9 protein-coding genes and 1 pseudogene are annotated in these 16,914 nt (G+C 62.0%); 4 read left to right on the forward strand and 6 right to left on the reverse strand.

Annotated features, from left to right (window positions below):
* Positions 1-27 precede the first annotated feature (27 nt).
* Together N5098_RS07260 and N5098_RS07265 are read right to left on the reverse strand one after the other, a co-directional pair.
* On the reverse strand, positions 28-228 hold the full coding sequence (locus N5098_RS07260) for a hypothetical protein (RefSeq protein WP_267637090.1): 201 nt from the start codon (positions 226-228) through the stop codon (positions 28-30).
* Positions 229-674: 446 nt separating this feature from the next.
* Positions 675-5,942, reverse strand: a complete 5,268-nt coding sequence (locus N5098_RS07265) for a hypothetical protein (protein WP_267637091.1) — start codon at positions 5,940-5,942, stop codon at positions 675-677.
* Between the two features lie 294 nt (positions 5,943-6,236).
* Between N5098_RS07265 and N5098_RS07270 the strand changes: the two genes are divergently transcribed.
* The gene (locus N5098_RS07270) at positions 6,237-10,547 is read left to right on the forward strand and encodes a hypothetical protein (protein ID WP_267637092.1); all 4,311 of its coding nucleotides are present in this window, start codon (positions 6,237-6,239) and stop codon (positions 10,545-10,547) included.
* A gap of 169 nt (positions 10,548-10,716) precedes the next feature.
* Entirely contained in the window at positions 10,717-12,687 is a 1,971-nt protein-coding gene (locus N5098_RS07275; protein ID WP_267637093.1) for a HEAT repeat domain-containing protein, read from the forward strand.
* A gap of 348 nt (positions 12,688-13,035) precedes the next feature.
* Here the strand turns inward: N5098_RS07275 and N5098_RS07280 are convergent, their stop codons facing one another.
* On the reverse strand, positions 13,036-13,563 hold the full coding sequence (locus N5098_RS07280) for an SMI1/KNR4 family protein (RefSeq protein WP_267637094.1): 528 nt from the start codon (positions 13,561-13,563) through the stop codon (positions 13,036-13,038).
* Positions 13,564-13,974: 411 nt separating this feature from the next.
* Between N5098_RS07280 and N5098_RS17565 the strand changes: the two are divergent.
* Both N5098_RS17565 and N5098_RS07285 read left to right on the forward strand, forming a co-directional pair.
* Positions 13,975-14,142, forward strand: a pseudogene (locus N5098_RS17565) (pentapeptide repeat-containing protein); the annotation flags it as partial.
* Positions 14,143-14,144: 2 nt separating this feature from the next.
* Positions 14,145-14,648 carry a pentapeptide repeat-containing protein gene (locus N5098_RS07285; RefSeq protein ID WP_267637095.1) on the forward strand — a complete coding sequence of 168 codons (504 nt, stop codon included), beginning with the start codon at positions 14,145-14,147 and terminating at the stop codon, positions 14,646-14,648.
* Positions 14,649-14,654: 6 nt separating this feature from the next.
* Here the strand turns inward: N5098_RS07285 and N5098_RS07290 are convergent, their stop codons facing one another.
* The 3 genes from N5098_RS07290 to N5098_RS07300 form a co-directional block, all read right to left on the reverse strand.
* Positions 14,655-15,053, reverse strand: a complete 399-nt coding sequence (locus N5098_RS07290; RefSeq protein ID WP_382230747.1) for a hypothetical protein — start codon at positions 15,051-15,053, stop codon at positions 14,655-14,657.
* A 140-nt stretch (positions 15,054-15,193) separates the two neighbouring features.
* Positions 15,194-15,562 (reverse strand): hypothetical protein, encoded by a 369-nt coding sequence (locus N5098_RS07295; RefSeq protein WP_267637096.1) that lies wholly within the window; start codon positions 15,560-15,562, stop codon positions 15,194-15,196.
* A 153-nt stretch (positions 15,563-15,715) separates the two neighbouring features.
* Complete coding sequence (locus N5098_RS07300) at positions 15,716-16,906, reverse strand: hypothetical protein (RefSeq protein ID WP_267637097.1); 1,191 nt, start codon at positions 16,904-16,906, stop codon at positions 15,716-15,718.
* Between the last annotated feature and the right edge of the window lie 8 nt (positions 16,907-16,914).

Here is a 16,914-nt window from a genome sequence, read left to right on the forward strand (position 1 = left end):
CCGTGTCGGATTCGCGCTCGTCGGTCGTCAAACGTCGTTTCGGTGCATTCGCCTGAATTCCGTGACTGACTCACAGTCGTATTCGTCCAGCCGCGTAACCCAGCCACCGAATTTGTACCGTCGCCAGCACTGCTGGCCGTCGATAAAGACAGGATTGTCCCCGACGTCGGCCACCACGGCACTGTCGATGGGCTCGTCGGACTCACGCTGGAGATACTCTTTCCCCATCGCTGGCTCGTTTCCGGTTAGTCACTGCGCGTGCGTCACAGGCCTGACAGACGAGGTTTGTGTAGATACTAGTACGCTCAACGGAATAGGCCTTGAAAGGGGCATTACAGATCGCACAGACGGTCTGGGGCTCACCTGGCGGGAACGAAACCATCTGCAATACACTACTTGACTCCCGGTAATAAACACCTGCGTTATGAGGGTACACAGTCTCTGCGTCGGCTCTCGGAATCCTTCGTCTTCGCCAGTGGGTCGGTCGAATTGATCGAACCCCTGAGGAGCTGCTGTAATCCAAACCCGTTCCAGTGACGGCGCACCTCCGGTCCCACGTCCGAGGCCCTACACAGATGGATATCGAACGACAAGATCGACTCCATCAAATCGCTGGGCGGCGCAGTGCGCTCGGTTGAAGTCCTTGTCGTTGCCCTCGACGGAACGGTGCGTCGTCAGATATGAGAGGACCCATCGAACCGGTCGTGTTCGGCGAAGGGAGCAAACTGGAGTGCACTGGTTAGTTGTGACTGTATCTCCTCGTCGTCGGGGTACTCGTGGGCGAGCAGTTCGAGTCGTTCGAGAGCCGACTGACGGTCGTCGAGTGCCCCCACCTGATTTTCGATGGCATGAACCAGTGCCCAGGCGAGTCGCCGCTGGATCGTCTGGCTGTCGGGATTGTCCCCGGCGAGGGTCTGGAGGCTGTCGAGGTGAGTCTGGAAGGCCTCGTTTCGACCGGCAGCTGCCTCGCGTTCCATGAGTTTACAGATCGCAGCACCGAATTCTGACTGTAGTTCCTCGTTATCGAGATGGTCTTGGGCATGGGCTTGGAGCCGGTCGAGGTAGCCCGCCGCGTTTTCAAACTGCCAGGCACCACTCGTCGCGAAGACCGCGTTGAACAGAACCTGAGCGAAATCGGACTGAATCGCATCGGCGGAAGGATTGTTGGCAGCCAATGTTTCGAGACGGTCGACTGACTGCGCGAACGCATCGAACTGCTTGTCCTCGGCCTGGTATCGCGCGATAGTGAAGACTGCGGTTGAGAGGCGCTCCTGGACCGTCTCGATGTCCGGATACGCCGTCGCCAGCGTTTCGAGACGGTCAAGATGTGTGTCCACAGCATCGGTCCGTCCGGCGTCGGCCGCGTGGAACGTGGCGTTCCAGAGTGCCGTCGCGAACGCTGCCTGGACGTCGGCGACATCGGGATATGCCGCTGCGTGTGATTCGAGTCGGTCGAGCGAACCGCCGTTTGCGAGAACGTCCGCGAGGACGACCTGTATCTCCTCGTCGGTCGGATGGTCGCGTGCGAGCGCTTCGAGACGGTCGAAATACTCCCGTTCGTGCTCGAATCGACCCGCTTCACGCTGGGTGAGGATTGCAGTCTGCAGGCCCGAAGCGAACGTGCGCTGAATCCGTTCGCTTTCGGGAGTCACCGCCGCGATGGTTTCGAGCTGGTCGAGTCGCGTTGGGAGGGCGTCGACCCGACCGGCGTCGGCCTCGTGAGAAATTGCCGTCTGCAGCGCTCTTGCGTAGTGGTACTGGATCTCGGAATCGTCCGGGTACCTTCTGGTGAGATGTTGGAGGCGGTCGAGATAGTCCTGTCCGTCCTCAAATTGGCCTGCCGACATCATATGATAGACTACCGCGCGGAGGGTGTCGGCGAACTGGCGTTGCACCGCCATGAAATCGGTCGAGGCTTCGGTGACGGATTCGAGACGCGACAGGACCGTCGTGAGGTCGTCCATCTGGTCGGCCTCGCCCAGGAACGTGACGGCGTTGTACAGCGAGGTCGCGAACGCGTCCCGGATCTCCGCATTGTCAGGGAAGTCGGCGACGAGTGCTTCAAGGCGGTCGAGATGGACGTGGAGACCGACGAGCAGCCCAGCATCACCTTGCTCCTTCGTCGCGTTCAGGCTCGCCTTCGCGAGTCTAACGTGGACCTCCTCGATGCCGGGGTGGTTCCCAGCGAGAGTTTCCAACCGGTCGAGAAGCTCTCGCTGGTGCTCGAGCCGACCCGCTTGCCCCGCGTCGGTCACGGCGTTGAACAGTGCGGCACTGAACCTCGACTGTATCTCCTCGTCGTTGAGGTTGTCGTCAGCCAGCGTGTCCAACTGGTCGAGGAAGTCGTCGAGTACCTCGAACTGTTCATGACTTCCTGCGTGCGTGGCACAACTGGCCAGCGTCTTGGCGAGATTGCGCTGGAGTGTATCGGTGTCCGGATTCTCGGCGGCGAGTTCCGTAAGCCGGTCAAGATCCGCTCGCTGTTCGTCGAGCCGACCGGCTTCGCCTCTGAAGTAGCTGGTGTGATAGAGTGCTTCGCTCACTTGGGTTTGGATCTCCTCGTTGTCGGGATAGGTGGAGACGACAGAATCGAGGTCGTCGAGACAGGACTGAGCCGCCTCGAACCGCCCAGCGGTCGAATAGTACGTCGCTGCGTTGTAGAGTCCCTTCGCGTAGCGGACGTGAATCGCTTCAGTTGGGGTGGCATCACACAGCTGTTCGAGTCGGTCGATGCGGGCGTCGAGCCGTTCGAATAGTTCAGCTTTGCCCTCCGCCCCTGCAGCGTTGTACAGTCCGTTGGCGAGTTGTAGTTGTATCTCCTCGGCGGTCGAGTACTTCGTCGCGAGGGTATCGAGGCGGTCGAGGTGTGTCTGCGTCACGTCGAGTCGGTCGGCGTCTACCGCGTGATACACGGCATTGAACAGGCCTGTTGCGAACTGAGACTGAACGCCCATGTGGCCCGGATACGCGCGAGCGTGGGCTTCCAGCCGGTCGAGAGCCCGCTGCACGTCGTCGAATCGCCCGTCTTCGCCCCAAGAATAGACGACACTGGCAAGCGCACTGGCGAGGTGGTGTTGTATCTCCTCGTCGTCGGGGTTCTGGTCGGCGACGTCAGCGAGAACATCGACATGACGCTGCTGGTCGACGCCCTCGATCCAGCTGTTCTCACCGTCAGCATCGGCGATGTGGTGGTGTGACTTCGCGAGTTCGGCCAAGACGTCTTCGTGTGGATGCTCGGCAGCCAGTGCCTCCAACCGCTCCAGATACTGCCGTCGGTCGTCGTCTCGGCCGGCAGTCACAGCAGCGCAAGCGGCCGTCCGGAGCGCAGTCGCCAGCTGGGACTGAATCTCGGTAGTGTCCGGATACTCGGTGGCGAGTGCAGTCAGACGGTCGAGCGACGACTCGAAATCCGTGACTGCAGCCTCACTGGTCTGGCCCTCGGACACCGCTACCGTGACGCCAGTTACGTGTCCCTCGGCGAGACGGCATTTGATTTCTTTCTCGTCGGGATAGTCGGCCGCGAGCGATTCCAGCCGCTCGATGTAGCGCCGAATCCGGTCGTATTCGAGCGGTGTCTCGCTGTGTTCGATATAGGCCGGCACGGCGAGAGACCGGACGACTCCGACGAGCGTGCCGGCGAGATGGGTCTGGACGCTGCTGTCCGGATGTTCCGCGGCCAGCGCCTCGAATCGGTCGAGCCGACTCTCGAAGTTGGCGAGCTGCGGCGTCTCCCGCTCGTATGGGGCGACGTTGACCAGAGCTTTCGAGAGTTCCGACTGGAACTCGTCGTCGGACGGTCGGGCAGCCGCCAGTGTCTCCAGGCGGTCGAGATGGGCCTGTAGGTTCTCGAACCGACCGGCTTCACAGTCGTGGAACGTGACGAGCGAGAGCGCGCTCGCGAGTGCGAGCTGAATATCGTCGGTCTCGGGGTAGTCGGCGGCAAGCGACTCCAGCCCCTGCTGGTAGGTCTGTCGGTCCCCAAGGCGGCCAGTCTCCGCCGCAGCAATCGTCCCGCTAGCCAGTGCGCTGGCCAGTTCGGACTGGAGACGCACGTCGTCAGTGTGGTCCGCTGCGAGGGTTTTCAGTCGCTCGAAGTGGCGTCTGAGGTCCGCCGCGTCGATCCACCCATCGTCCGTTCCGTCAGCCGCTGCTGCAACACTCGTGAGCGCCCTGGCGAATCTGCGCTGTATCTCCTTGTCGTCTGGGTGGTCGTCGGCGAGCGCGTCGAGTCGGTCGAGGTAGGTCCGAACCTGCTCGTACCGGCCGGCCCTCACTTCGTCGGTCGCCGCCACAGCGTAGGCCTTCGCGAGTGAGTGCTGAACCCGTGTTGTCGGGATATCGTCGGCCAGAGTTTGAAGTCGTTCCACGGTGGCTTCGAGATCTGCGAACCGGGCCGTGTCGCCGTAGTCGATTATTGCGTTGGTGAGTGCCGTCCCGAATTCGTGAGTAATCCGCTCGGAATCGCGGTGCTCCGCAGCCAACCCTTCGAGTCGCGCGAGTCGTGTCTGGAGCGTCCCGAACCGACCGGCGTCGCCGTCATGAGACGCAGCGGTGCGGCTTGCCCGTGCCAGAACCGTCTGCACCCCGGTGTCGTCGGGGTGGTCGTCGGCGAGTGATTCGAGTCGGTCGAGCGTGTCCTGTTGCACTTCAAGCGATTCTGCCGAACTGCTGGCCGCACATGCCACGTGAAGTGCGTGGGCGAATACGAGACGGAGCAAGGCGTTCTCGGGATGCGCCTTGGCCCGTGATTCGAGACAATCCAGGGAATGAAGCAACGTTTCGGCTTCGAGCTGCCCGGTGTCGACGGGTTCGAAGCTCCGTTCGACGACAGTCTCGGCGAGCTGTCCGAGACGTTCCTCGGGAGTGAGCCAGTCCCTGTCACCGTCGAGTGTTTCGAGCCTGTCGAGCCGCTCTGGGAACGACTCGGTGAGGGGGCGACCGGACAGTGTGGCCATCAGGTCGGCTCGTGTGGCCGTGAGCTGCACCCGAAAATCGTCCGGATTGTCGATAGCGAGCACTTCCAGACGGTCCAGCGACTGCTCGATCGTATCTGGGTCCGCACCCTGGTGCTCTGCCGTATGAAAATGCGCAGTCGCACAGCGACGCTGAACGGGCGTGGTGTGAGGGTACTCGTCGGCCAGCGTGTCGAGTCTGTCGAGACACGTCTGTTGCTCCTCGAACCGACCAGCCGCTCCGTAATGAAAGCTGGCAACGGAGTGCGCTTTTGTGAGTGGCAGGTGGAGTCGCGAGTAGGGATACTCGACAACGAACAGTTCGAGTTGACTGAGCCATGTCTCGAGACTGGCGAGCCGATCGGCGTTCCCCGCATCGATGATGGCGTTGACGAGTGTCTGGGCGAACTCCTGTCGAATCCCCTCGGAGTGTGGCTGTTCCTCGGCGAGCGTATCGAGGCGGTCGATCCGCTCTTGGAGTACATCGAAGCGCCCCGCCTCTCCCTCGTGATAAGCAGCGGTCGAGAGTGCCCGTGAACGGAGATACTGCATCTTGTCGTCGTCGTACTCGCCAACCAGTGTCTCGATGCGGTCGAGATGAGACGCCACGGACTCAACCTGTCCCGATTCCCCGTCGTCCTCGATCACCCGAACCAGTGTCCGGGCCAGCAGCTGCCGAAGTGTGTCAACGCTCGGATTGTGCGCGACGATGGACTCGAAGCGGTCGAGGGGGACCGAACGCTGTTCGAACTGTCCGGTTTCGACCCCGTCGACGATGGCTCCAAAGAGAGTGTCGGCGATCCGTGACTGGCTCTTGTCGTCGGCGACGTCCGCCAGTCGCGGCAAGAGACGGTCGACGTGTGACTGTCGGTCCTCGTGCCGGGACGGCACGGCATCAGAATGGAGTGCGGCGAGAAGCGCCTCGACTATTTCAGTGTGTGACGGAGGCGATCCAGTGGCGGCTTCAGTGGGTGGCTCGTTGCCGTTCATTACGCGACATCTGATCCGGCTGACAATAAACAATGTGATGAGCCGGTTGCGAGTGAAATACACTCCCCCTCTCTGTCGGTTGGAGTAATGGAGCACCGCAAACACAGGTCTGGGTCCACCAGACGTGCGAATCGACGCGGCCGCCAGATCAAGAGCTGTAGTTAGATCGGTGATCAGTGAATAACTACTGCCTGATAGCAACTGTTATATTATACCCCTGACGAACTGAATATATCCACCTGCCGTTGTCGTTCTCTCAGACGAGTCGTCAACAGGGCCGGTCGCAGTACACTCATGGATTCCACGATACACGAAGTCAGACCTGATGAACTGGCAGACATCGTCGAGCTGGGCGAGGTGACCCTCGTTCTCGGCGCACCCGGTATCGGAACATTACAGCAGCTACGGTCACTGGGGCAGTCCGTTGAGCGACTGCCCGATACGGACGTTGCTGACGACGGGGAACTCGTAATCGTCGAGGATTTCGTCTCAGCAGTGTTCGCCCTCGACGACGAGCACTTCTCGACCTACAGTTACGAATACGGGGAGAAATCGCTGTTTTCCAGATCGGGTGGCACAGTACTCCTCACCCACCCCTGGAGTTTCGACTGGCTCTGCCAGAGTGATCTGGGAGTGTCGGGGAGTTTCATCGAGACTGTCGATAGGGTGGTGGTGATTCGAACGCCGCCGACTGCTGCCGGGACAGCAATCGACGAGGTTCGACAGTGTCTCCCTGGTAGAACGAACGGGTTGGGTGACGACGAGCGAGCCGCCGTTCTGGAACGAGTCAGGTATCCACCCTACTACTTCACCACTCCAGAACTGCAAGAGCACTTGGGTTGGTACGACGGGACAGTCACGCCGGAAGCGTTTCTCCCTCTCTCGGAACACGACACGTCGGCAGTGCTCCTGCCTGGGGACGTCAGACAAGTGTTCGAGGGGTGTGAGATCACGAGCGGTCCCTTCGATAGCGAGTTCGCGGATGCCATCACACGACTCCTTCCGAGTGGGGGCCTCCCCAGCCGAATCCCGAACGAGCGGTCGCCAGCGGTTCTGGCTGCGGTCGCGCTCGTCGCGGTTGGAATCGCCGAGGACGGGGACTGGCTCGATTCCATCGCTCGAAATCGGACACTTGCACCGACTACTGAGGCAGTTGAACGTGCCCTGGATCTCCCGCCCGGAACAGTCGACCACCTCCAGGTCTTCGCCGGGGAGTCGATGCGAGCACGGATTCGCGAGCGTCTCACGGCCGACGACGAGGAATCGGTCCTCGACGTGTCTCGTGAGGCACTCGACGACGCAGTGGCTGCGCTCCAGTCGGAGAGTCGGTCGCTCGAAACCGTCTCCACGGACCCTGAAGCGTATGACTCCTTGCCACTCGTCGGTGTTTGGCGCTGGGACGGGCCGGAGGCACTGCACGAGGCTGCTACCAAGCGTGAGCTCCCGGGCACGATTCGGGATGCAGACGAGACCGACGAGGAGGGGCTGGACTGGCGGTCGTTCGTCGACGGAGAAGACGGCGACGATGGCGACGACCTCCTCGACGCGCTCGATGGCGGGCTGGTCGTCCTCAGTGGCCCGAAATCGACCGGAAAACGACAGGTCGCTGCTACACTCGCTTCGGAACTTGAGGACTGGGGAACGACCGTCAAACTCCCCGAACTGAGAAACCCCGACCAGAGTCGGACGGGGATCGAAGCGACACCGAACACGGTTGTCGTGGCGACGTACGGGGCCGAACCAGCGAAGGTCATCAGCGACGACGGCGTCCGAGCACTCCCCGAGTGGGTCGGGGACGGAAGTTGTGCTGGCGCGCTGCTCATCTGTGACGACACCAACCGCGAGCGCCTCGACGAGGTCGCTGAACAGGCTGGCTGTGACGAAATTCCAGCCTGGACCGACCGCGTCGAGTTCTCGGTCACGGATCCGAGCGTCGATACTGAGCGTGACCCGGCAGCCGTTGCGCAGGAGCTACTGGATGCGATCGGCTGGAACACGGTGGAGTTCCCATCTCGTCGGAATCTCGACGTCAAGTCGGTCACCGACCAGAGCACCCTCGCAGCCATCGCGGGTGTTCCGGACCACGCACTCGACGGGGAGTTCGTGGGGCGTGTTCTTGCCGAGGTTGTCGACATCGTCTCGACGACACACGGGCCGGACGCAGCACAGCAGTGGCTCTCGTTCGTCGACGACCTCGTTGCGGACGTGGGTCGGAATCGGAGCTCCAATACGGAGGGGGCTCTCCGGTACCGGGGCGAAGTCTACGAGACCGCAATCACAGCCGTTGCGTTGGCTAATCCGAGAACGGACGAGTGGGTCCACGCGGTCGCGCTCGGTGTGTTAGAGGTCACGAACGAGGTCTCGAACCCCCACGAGGAGAGTATCGGCGGGAATTTAGAGCCGTTTGCCACCGCGTTCTCGGGTGCGCTGGCGAGGCTCGCACAGCCACCGGACGGATCGGTGGTAAACCACGGAGCAATCGGGTGTGTCGACGAAACGCTTCACGCGATGGTCGCAGACGACGGGTGGCGGTTTCCGCTCCACTTCGTCTACGGGAAGGCCGTCGGCCGAATCGTCCGACGGGCGGAGAATCCAGCGGCAGCAAACGGCGGTCTCGCGACGATCGTCTCACTCGTTCGACAGTACGCCATGGATCCCAACGACCAGTTTACGACGGTCGTGCTCGCACAGAGCTTCGGGTCCATGCTTGGGGCTGTCGCGGATGTTGACTGTTCGCCCGAGGCGATGGCTGCCTGGGTGGCCGATATCCAGTCTCGTGCCAGCGACGCGGTCGCTATCATTACCGAACAGGACGCCGGACCAGCGATGCTCGGAGCATTCTACGCCGCCGCTGTCGGCCAGTGGGTGTTCGAACACGAGTGTTCGGACGACCGGATCGGCCCTTGGCTCGATGCCGTCGGGCTCAGCATGGCAAACACAGCGACAGCGTCGACACTCGACGTGGCTCCCGAGGCGTTCGTGACGGACGCCTACGGGGGTGCCATTCGGACCGTCGTCCAGACGGGCGACCTCGACCATGCCGAGCAGTTGTTTGCGACGTGTCACCGCCTGGTCGACGCCATCGCAGACGCCAGCCACTTCGAGGCTGAACAGGAACTCCGGGCAGTGCTGCACGCCACGGCTTTCGCGGCCTTTGGCAACGTCGAGCAGCAATACCCGGACCACGTCAGTCAGTACCCGTACGGGGTAGATTCGATTCCGTTCGACGACTCTCTGGGTTTCGAGGACTGGATGGCACTCTACGACGAGTCAGTGACACGGGGTGGTGCCGCCACGGAGTCCACCCAGAAACGGACTCAGTATCTGACAGTCGTGTATCGCGACGCCCTTTCGACAGCCGTTCAGGGATTCGAACCTGACCCGGCCGACTCGGCCGACAGCGTCGTGACGGACGGGAGGGACGGGTCGACTGAGGGGGGCCACTGGGACGAGTGGAACATGTTTGGCGATTTGGCCGAACCTGATCCCAGTGTGACGCCACGCGAAGAGCACACGTGGTACACTGGCATCACGGACTGCATCGAAGCACGGGCGAGTTCCGCCGAATCGGTCGACGACCCGGTTCAGTTTCTCGCAGACGTCTACGGCGGCACAGCCGTTCGCTGGGCGGCTGATGGCGCATCGAGTCGTACCAAGGAGTGGGTCACGGTGCTCGTCCAGTCGCTACGGACCAGTCGCGAGTCCATCGACGAACCCGACGAGACGGCCTGGTTCGACGCGTTCGCGGCGGTCGACGCAGAGATTCTGACTGCGGTGCTGACTCGGTCTGACGTCGGCGAACGCACGCACGAGCGACTGGTCGAGGCGGTGCTGTCCCAGATCGAAACGGCTGCGACCGAGCCGGACAATCCACCACATCCAGTCGTGTACGTGGCCTCGGTGTTCGGTGGAGCACTCGGACACGCCGCTGGCGTCGAGTCCGAGGAGGTCCGCTTCTGTATGACCGAGGTGCTGTCGGTTCTCGACGATGGGTTCTCCCTTGACTGGATCGAACTCGACCGAGCCGACATCTTCGAGCGAATCTTCGCCGAGGCGCTCACGACGGTCGGTCGAACCCACACCGACAGCCCGGTGATCGACGAGTGGTTCGAGATCGTGAGCGCCAGGATCGAATCGACCGCCACGCGGGAAGCGCCGGACCACCCGGGTGAATTTGTCGCCGACGTGTACGCTCGAGCCCTGTTCGAGGCAGCGCAGGACGATGCCGACGAGTGGCGACGACGACTCGACTCGGAACTCCGTGAGTTCACGAGAGGGCCGTACGTGAACGACCCGGAATCGTTCCTGGAAGGCCTCTACGCCGATGTGATCGTCAAGGGTGCAGAGAACCACGGCCCCTGGACACGGATCGAAGCGTGTATCGACGCCGTGAACGAGTCTATTCAGGATGCGATCGATGCTGATCTGCTCCGTGCCGATGGAGCCCACGAACGAACATTCTCGAACGCGCGCGACACACTGTTCTCGGCCAACGCTCGGGAACGCGCGGACTATATTGCACGGCTCGATCAGGGACTCCAGGCCACAGACAACGTCGACATCTCCAGCGCCATTTTTCGATGCGGAGGGGATCGACGACCCTGACGACCCCGCCGACAGACCGGATTCGACAACTGACCGTGATATCGGGAATGGTGAGAACCCACCAAGACAGGAGGAACGGTGAGTTCGATGCTGTAGCGAGAGGACTCCCTGACCGACAGCAGACGACAGCCCCGGTACGTAGATACCCAACCCGATTTCGGAATACAACATGACGAAAGATACCCCAGACGACCCCGACGACGCAACGCGACGAGCCAAGGAGCTTCGAGAGACAGTCGATCCCACCACGGCGACGGACGACGAGATCGAAGCCCTGTGTGCGCTCCTCGACGGCCACCACGGGCGCTCGGACGCCCAGAAAGTCCTGTGGGAGATCGTGGACCACTCCAACTGCACTCGACGCGTCGCAAAAGCCCTCCAGCCGTATCTCGTCCACGAGACCAGACGGACACGGGAGGAGGCCCGCGACATGCTCATGTGGGTTGCACAGAATGACCTGGATGCGCTCGATACAACTGTCGAGTGGCTCGTGGAAAACCTCGACACCGAAGACGAGCACGTGCGAGAAACCTCCGTGACAGCGCTCGAGACACTCGCCGAGACCAAGCCCGTGCTTGTTCGCTCGCACGTCGACGAGATCATCGACTGCCTCAATGACGAGTCGCTGCGTGGCTGTGCAATCACTCTGTTGGCGACGATCTCATACGCCTACCCGATGGCGATCGCGCCTGCCAAACACGACCTGCTCGCACTGACCGAAGACGAGACGGTCGAGGAAAGTCCGTTGTCAGCGCCACTCGTCCAGATCGCGCTCGTCTGTCCCGATATCGTCGATCCCGTCGTCAAGGGCCTGCGAGACCGGCTTACCGAGCAGGCGGGACCACAACAGATCGGCACTGCAGTCGCGCTCGCAAACGTCGCTATTGCCTATCCTGACCAACTCTCGGTCGTCGTCGAAGAGCTGCTGACACGTGTTGAAACGGAGACGGGAGATCAGTTTCGCAACCTGCCCCGTGGGGAGATACTCAACACTGTCGGGCGGATCGGTGCCGCACATCCCGATGCGGTCGTTCCCGAACTGGACCGTATCACCCCACACCTCGAAAGCGACGATCACCGTCTCCGAGCAGGTGCCCTGAAAGCCCTTGGCGACATCGCGACCGTCCGGCCTGCTGCTGTCCGACCAACCGTCGACGACCTGGTGACGCTGGTAGACGACAACGACGAGTCCGTGCGCAACGCCGCCGTGACGGAACTCGGGAAGATTGCAGCAGCGGACCCTGAGGTCGCACCGCGCGTCGTTACGGCGTTGGACGACCGCTTCGACAGTACCGCGGACACCACAGACCCAATCCTCGCGGCGGTGGATGAGAGATATTCCGACGACGAGGTCGATATGTCTGGGATCATCGATGCGTACAAGCGAATCGGTGCCGCACATCCCGAGGCACTCGACCCTGCCATTGAAGACCTCCGGACCTGCCTCGACGACGAGGTACTCTCGTGTGACGCCGCCGAAGCACTCGGCGAGATCGGTGCCAGCCGTTCAGCCACAGTTCGGCCAGCCGTTGAGGACCTTCGGGAGTTACTCGACGACGGCTCGCTCGACGATCGGAGCGCCGCCGCAATCGCACTTGGGAAGATCGGGGCCGACGACTCCGAGGTTGCCGCGCTCGTCCGAGACGATCTTCAGACGCTTGTCGAGGACAGACAACGGTACGTGCGCGAGGCGGCAGCCGAGGCACTCGGAACGATTGCAGCAACCGACACGGAACTACCGACGACAGTCAGTGACAGCCTGCGGTCACTCGTGGACGACGAGGATCGCGGCGTTCGAGTGGCAGCCCTCGAATCCCTCGGGAAGATCGGCGCGTCGGATCCCAACATAGACCCACACTGGTTCGACGAGTTGCAGGCCGACCTCGGTGATGTCGACGCTGAACTGCGGGAAGAGACTGCTGAAGCCCTCGGGCGGATCGGCGCTTCCCACCCCGAACTTGCCGCCCCAGCCGCCGATGTTCTCCAGTCCCGCCTCGACTGTGACGAAGAATATATTAAGGTGAAGGCATCGATTGCCCAAGCGGTACGGACGATCAAGCGATCCCACCCCGATGCCGTCACACGCTCCGAGACGGAACTCCAGCGGTACATCGATGCGGTGCCTCCCCTTTACGAGTAGCCCTGGGACACGACGACGGACGGTGACTCGAACCCACCGCTTCGGTCGTTGGTCCGTCGGTCACTGTGGACGACTCTCGACCGTGGTCGAGATCAGCGGTCGTCGGCAGCGACGGCACTCGCCGCGGTCGGCGTCGCCCACTCAGCGCTGACCGCCACGGCCGTCGAGGCGCTCACCGCTCGGTTCGAGTGTGACGAGGAGTATCTCTCCGTCCGGTCGACGATCGCCGAGGGACTCCTTTCACTCGACTCGGCCCACCCCGATGCCGTCGAGGTGAACGAGACTGAGCACCAGCAAGTCGCCGCCGCGTACGTGATTCTGGAGGTTGAGTTGCTTCGAGGGACTGTCTCACCGAGGCGCGTCGATGTCGTACAGCAGGGCCAGAAAGTCGTCGAACGACTCGGCGACGCGAGTGATATTCTCGGGATACTCGCCAGCATTGCCGTCGAACGTGCGCTCGCCTGGCAGTTCGTGATCGATGTAGAACACCTCGCCCTGGGAATCCTCGCGAATCGACAGGAGGACGAAGTCACCGCCCGGCCCCTCCGCAATCGGACAGAGCCCCTCCGGAATCCAGTGTTCGACAGTGTCGTAGCACTCTTCGATGTCCCGGATGTCGTCGCGGATGCCCAGAAAGTCGTTCACCGAGGCACCCGACCGCCCGTCCAGTGGGTCCGCGAACTCGAAGGTGGCTTCGCGTGGCTTCCCGCCGTTGTACTCGCGGAGGAACTCCCGGTACGCCTCGGGCAACTCCCCGCCGAGCGCTGTCTCCAACGAGTCCAAGTCCTCCGCAGTGACCGGCGGTCCCGTGTCTCGCATCTCGGTTATCATCGTGGTTGTTCGATCGACGAGAGAGACCGAGATAGAAGTTGTCATTCGAAATCGTCGGTCTCGTTTAGATGCCGGACAAGGACCTCTCGTCGACGACGCCGGATGGAGCGGTACTTTCTGGCACCCGCCTGGACGAGTCGTAATGGTGAAGCAGGGCCCTGTCTGTCTCAATCGGGTACCAAGCAATTCACTGTTTTGTGACATCGTCCCGACACCTCAGCTACCCGTCGGGCCAAACCGGCTGCGACACTGCCGACCAGACACGCACAGAGACTGCGTCGTGTCGTTCAGGTCACAAAACTAATTATAATTGGTCTGGAACTCACCAGCTATGGAACATCAGCTGGGGGCTAGGTGTGGTGGTTGCCTGCCCGAAGGGAATAGTGCCAACGGACCGAGCAGTCGGTACGACACAACTGGACAGTTTCGAGCGGGTGGGCGTGAGTGGGTGGCAAGATGAGCGACCGGGAGAATCTCGACGACAAAGACCTTGACGGCGCCGACCTGAGCGAGGCTGACCTCAGGGGTGTCGACCTGTCCGAACGAGACCTGACAGATGCCGACTTGCGTCGAGCGGATCTTGAGGATGCTGACCTGAGCTGGGCGTCCCTCGAAGCCGCCGACCTGTGCGAGGCGGACCTCAAAGACGCCAACCTGAGCTGGGCGTCCTCAAAGCCACCGACCTGCGCGAGGCACACCTCGGGGGTGCCTCCCTCCACAAGGCGATTCTTGAGCATGCCAACCTCCCCGACGCGGACCTCACGGGGTCCAACCTCTCTGAGGCGCACCTCAGGGAGACCGACCTGCGCGAGGCGGACCTCAAACAAGCCGACCTCTCCAACGCCGACCTCAAACAAGCAGACCTCTCCAACGCCGACCTCTCCAACGCCGACCTCAAACAAGCAGACCTCTCCAACGCCGACCTCTCCAACGCCGACCTCAAACAAGCAGACCTCTCCAACGCCGACCTCGAAGACGCTGACCTCCCCGACGCGAACCTCAAGTTTGTCGACCTCTCCAACGCCGACCTCAGGGAGACCGACCTGACGGATGCCAGCCTTCCCGACTGGGACCTCTCGTCGACGACACTGGACGGGGCGATACTCTCTGGAACCCGACTGGACGAGTAGGCTCCGCTAGCTCGTTCCGGTCGCGCAGTGATGGCAGTGAACGGAATAGATGCTGTATTCGACGCTTTCGAGGCCGCCCGAATCGCTCGGGAAGGCCGAGAAGATTCGGACCGGTCCGGTGGTTAGAAGCCGTTGTCCATGCTTCCGTGCGCATACTGTCGTGAAGTCGGGTAATTCGCTCGGTTCAAGATTCAGTTTCTCGATGACTCTGTGCATCTCTTGGAGAAGATCAAGGAGCCGTCGATATGGAAGGTCAAGGTATTCGCGGAGACCATGGATTACAACGATTACCCAGTCTGCATAGCCACCATCGCCTTTCTTGACTCCCGGTGAAGGATCGCCAGAGACAGCGCCGTTGGCCAGTGTTTCGAGACGGTCTGTGAAGCGTGAGAGACGAGGGGGCACACTTGGCGTGATTCCAGTCCGGGCCGGCCCACGTCATTTCGGTGTTTCAAGACGATACCCAACTATATCTACGTGGACCAGCGCTGTCGACAGACGACTCCGGACGGATTGGCGTCGGCAAGCGCCAAGTCATTGCCCCGCTAGCGCCACTTGGCCACAGGCCCACCGACCGATTGTTCGTCGAGATCGATCTCGTGTTGCCAGAACGTCTCACCGCGATGTTTGGGTCGGTGTCCCACAACCATCGTCACACCGAGGTCGGTGACGATACTCGACGCCAGCGTGTGGAAATCACACCCCTCGGGGAGCGCGTACTCGAAGGCGTCCCGCTCGGTTCCATCGCTCGCAAACACCCGGATCGTCCCCTCAGCACTCGCGGTGACGACCTCGTCCGTGTTCTCGGCGTAGTTAGCGTGGACTGGCCCGGGAAGCGTCACCGACACCGCCGCTCCCTCGTCCTCCCACGCGAACGTCGTCGATTCGCCGTCGTAGTTGCTGTCAATATCCATCGGATTCCTGTGTGTATTTGTCAGCGTTCGTGGATGATGGTTGTAACGGTGACAGTCGTCAAGCAGGAGTATTTTGATACGGACGCTCGTGACTATTCCGTGCTGTGGCCCGGTCGGCCGCCAAGTGGCTGACCGGACGCCCTGTCTCCGCAGCTACGACAGGTACCCGATCCAGCTCCGTCGGTGTTCGGGTGACTGGGACTGGTCGTGTTCGTTGTACACGACGAACAGCCCATCCTGCGTCGGGACGAGGGTGTCCACGGCGGCGTGTCGGCCACCGATGGGATGGCCATCGGGATGCTCTTGAATACCCGCGTCAGTGGTTGAGACACTCGTGAGTTCGGGGTCAGCGGTAGGGCCTGATTGACGAACGATACAGCTGGCGTCCTCCGGGTTGCCGCTCTTGTCGAATCGGACGAGCCACGGGAGCGCGCAGCCGTCGAACAACGTCGTTCCGGAGAACAGGTAGCCGTCGTCGAGCGCGATGGCGTCCTTGCCGAAGTTACTCCTGTCGGGGAGACCAGTGGCACGGTCGAGCAACCTCTCACCCTCACTGTCGATGACGAGTAGCCGCGCCTGGTTCGCAGCCGATCCTTCCCACGCCTTGCCAGCGATGACACTGTCCCCATCACGCTGACCTGGTGCAATGCTATCGAGCGTATCACTGCTACCAGTTTCGGCGTAGTAGTACTGGCTGTGCTTTTCAGTTCCATCGCTGGCGATCCAGACGACACGTGAGCCACCGACGTAGCGGGGCGAGTCCATCCCGTCGGCGAGAAGTGACACGCAGTCATTGCCGTGGTAACTCTCGCGCCAGCGTTCGGTCCCGTCGTCGATGTCCGCCGCGAGTAGCCAGTCACTGGTTCCGTAAACCCGCTCCCAGGAATCGGGCGCTCGCTTGGTGTACCTGCCAGTCCGACCCCCGGCGACGACGCCGTCCGGTGTCGTGACGACCGTCTCGAAGGTGTCACCGTCGCCGTTCGGATACCCCTGTTCCCAGCGACAGACGCCATCCGTCGTCACCGAAGCCAGCCAGGCTGGCAGTTTCTCCTCGGACTCGTCCGTGTCACCCGACAGACTCGCGCCAGCGACCACTGGTCCATTCGAGGTCACTGTGACTGCTTTCGGGCGTCGGGTCTCGTCCCAACAGTACTCCCACTCGACGGTTCCGTCAGGCAGAAGCCGCTGCAGGAAGCCCCCGAACCCATCGCCAGCGCGCTCGTTCTCGTCGAGCCAGCCGACTACGTACAGGCCATCGTCGGGAGCCAGCGCCGCATCAGTAATGAGTCGTTCACGCTCCGTCCCGCTACGGCGCCACCACTGCGCCCCCGAGTCACCCGTCACCGCCACCC

Origin of the sequence: Halovenus rubra (genome assembly GCF_026586665.1) — an archaeon.
GTDB lineage: Archaea > Halobacteriota > Halobacteria > Halobacteriales > Haloarculaceae > Halovenus > Halovenus rubra.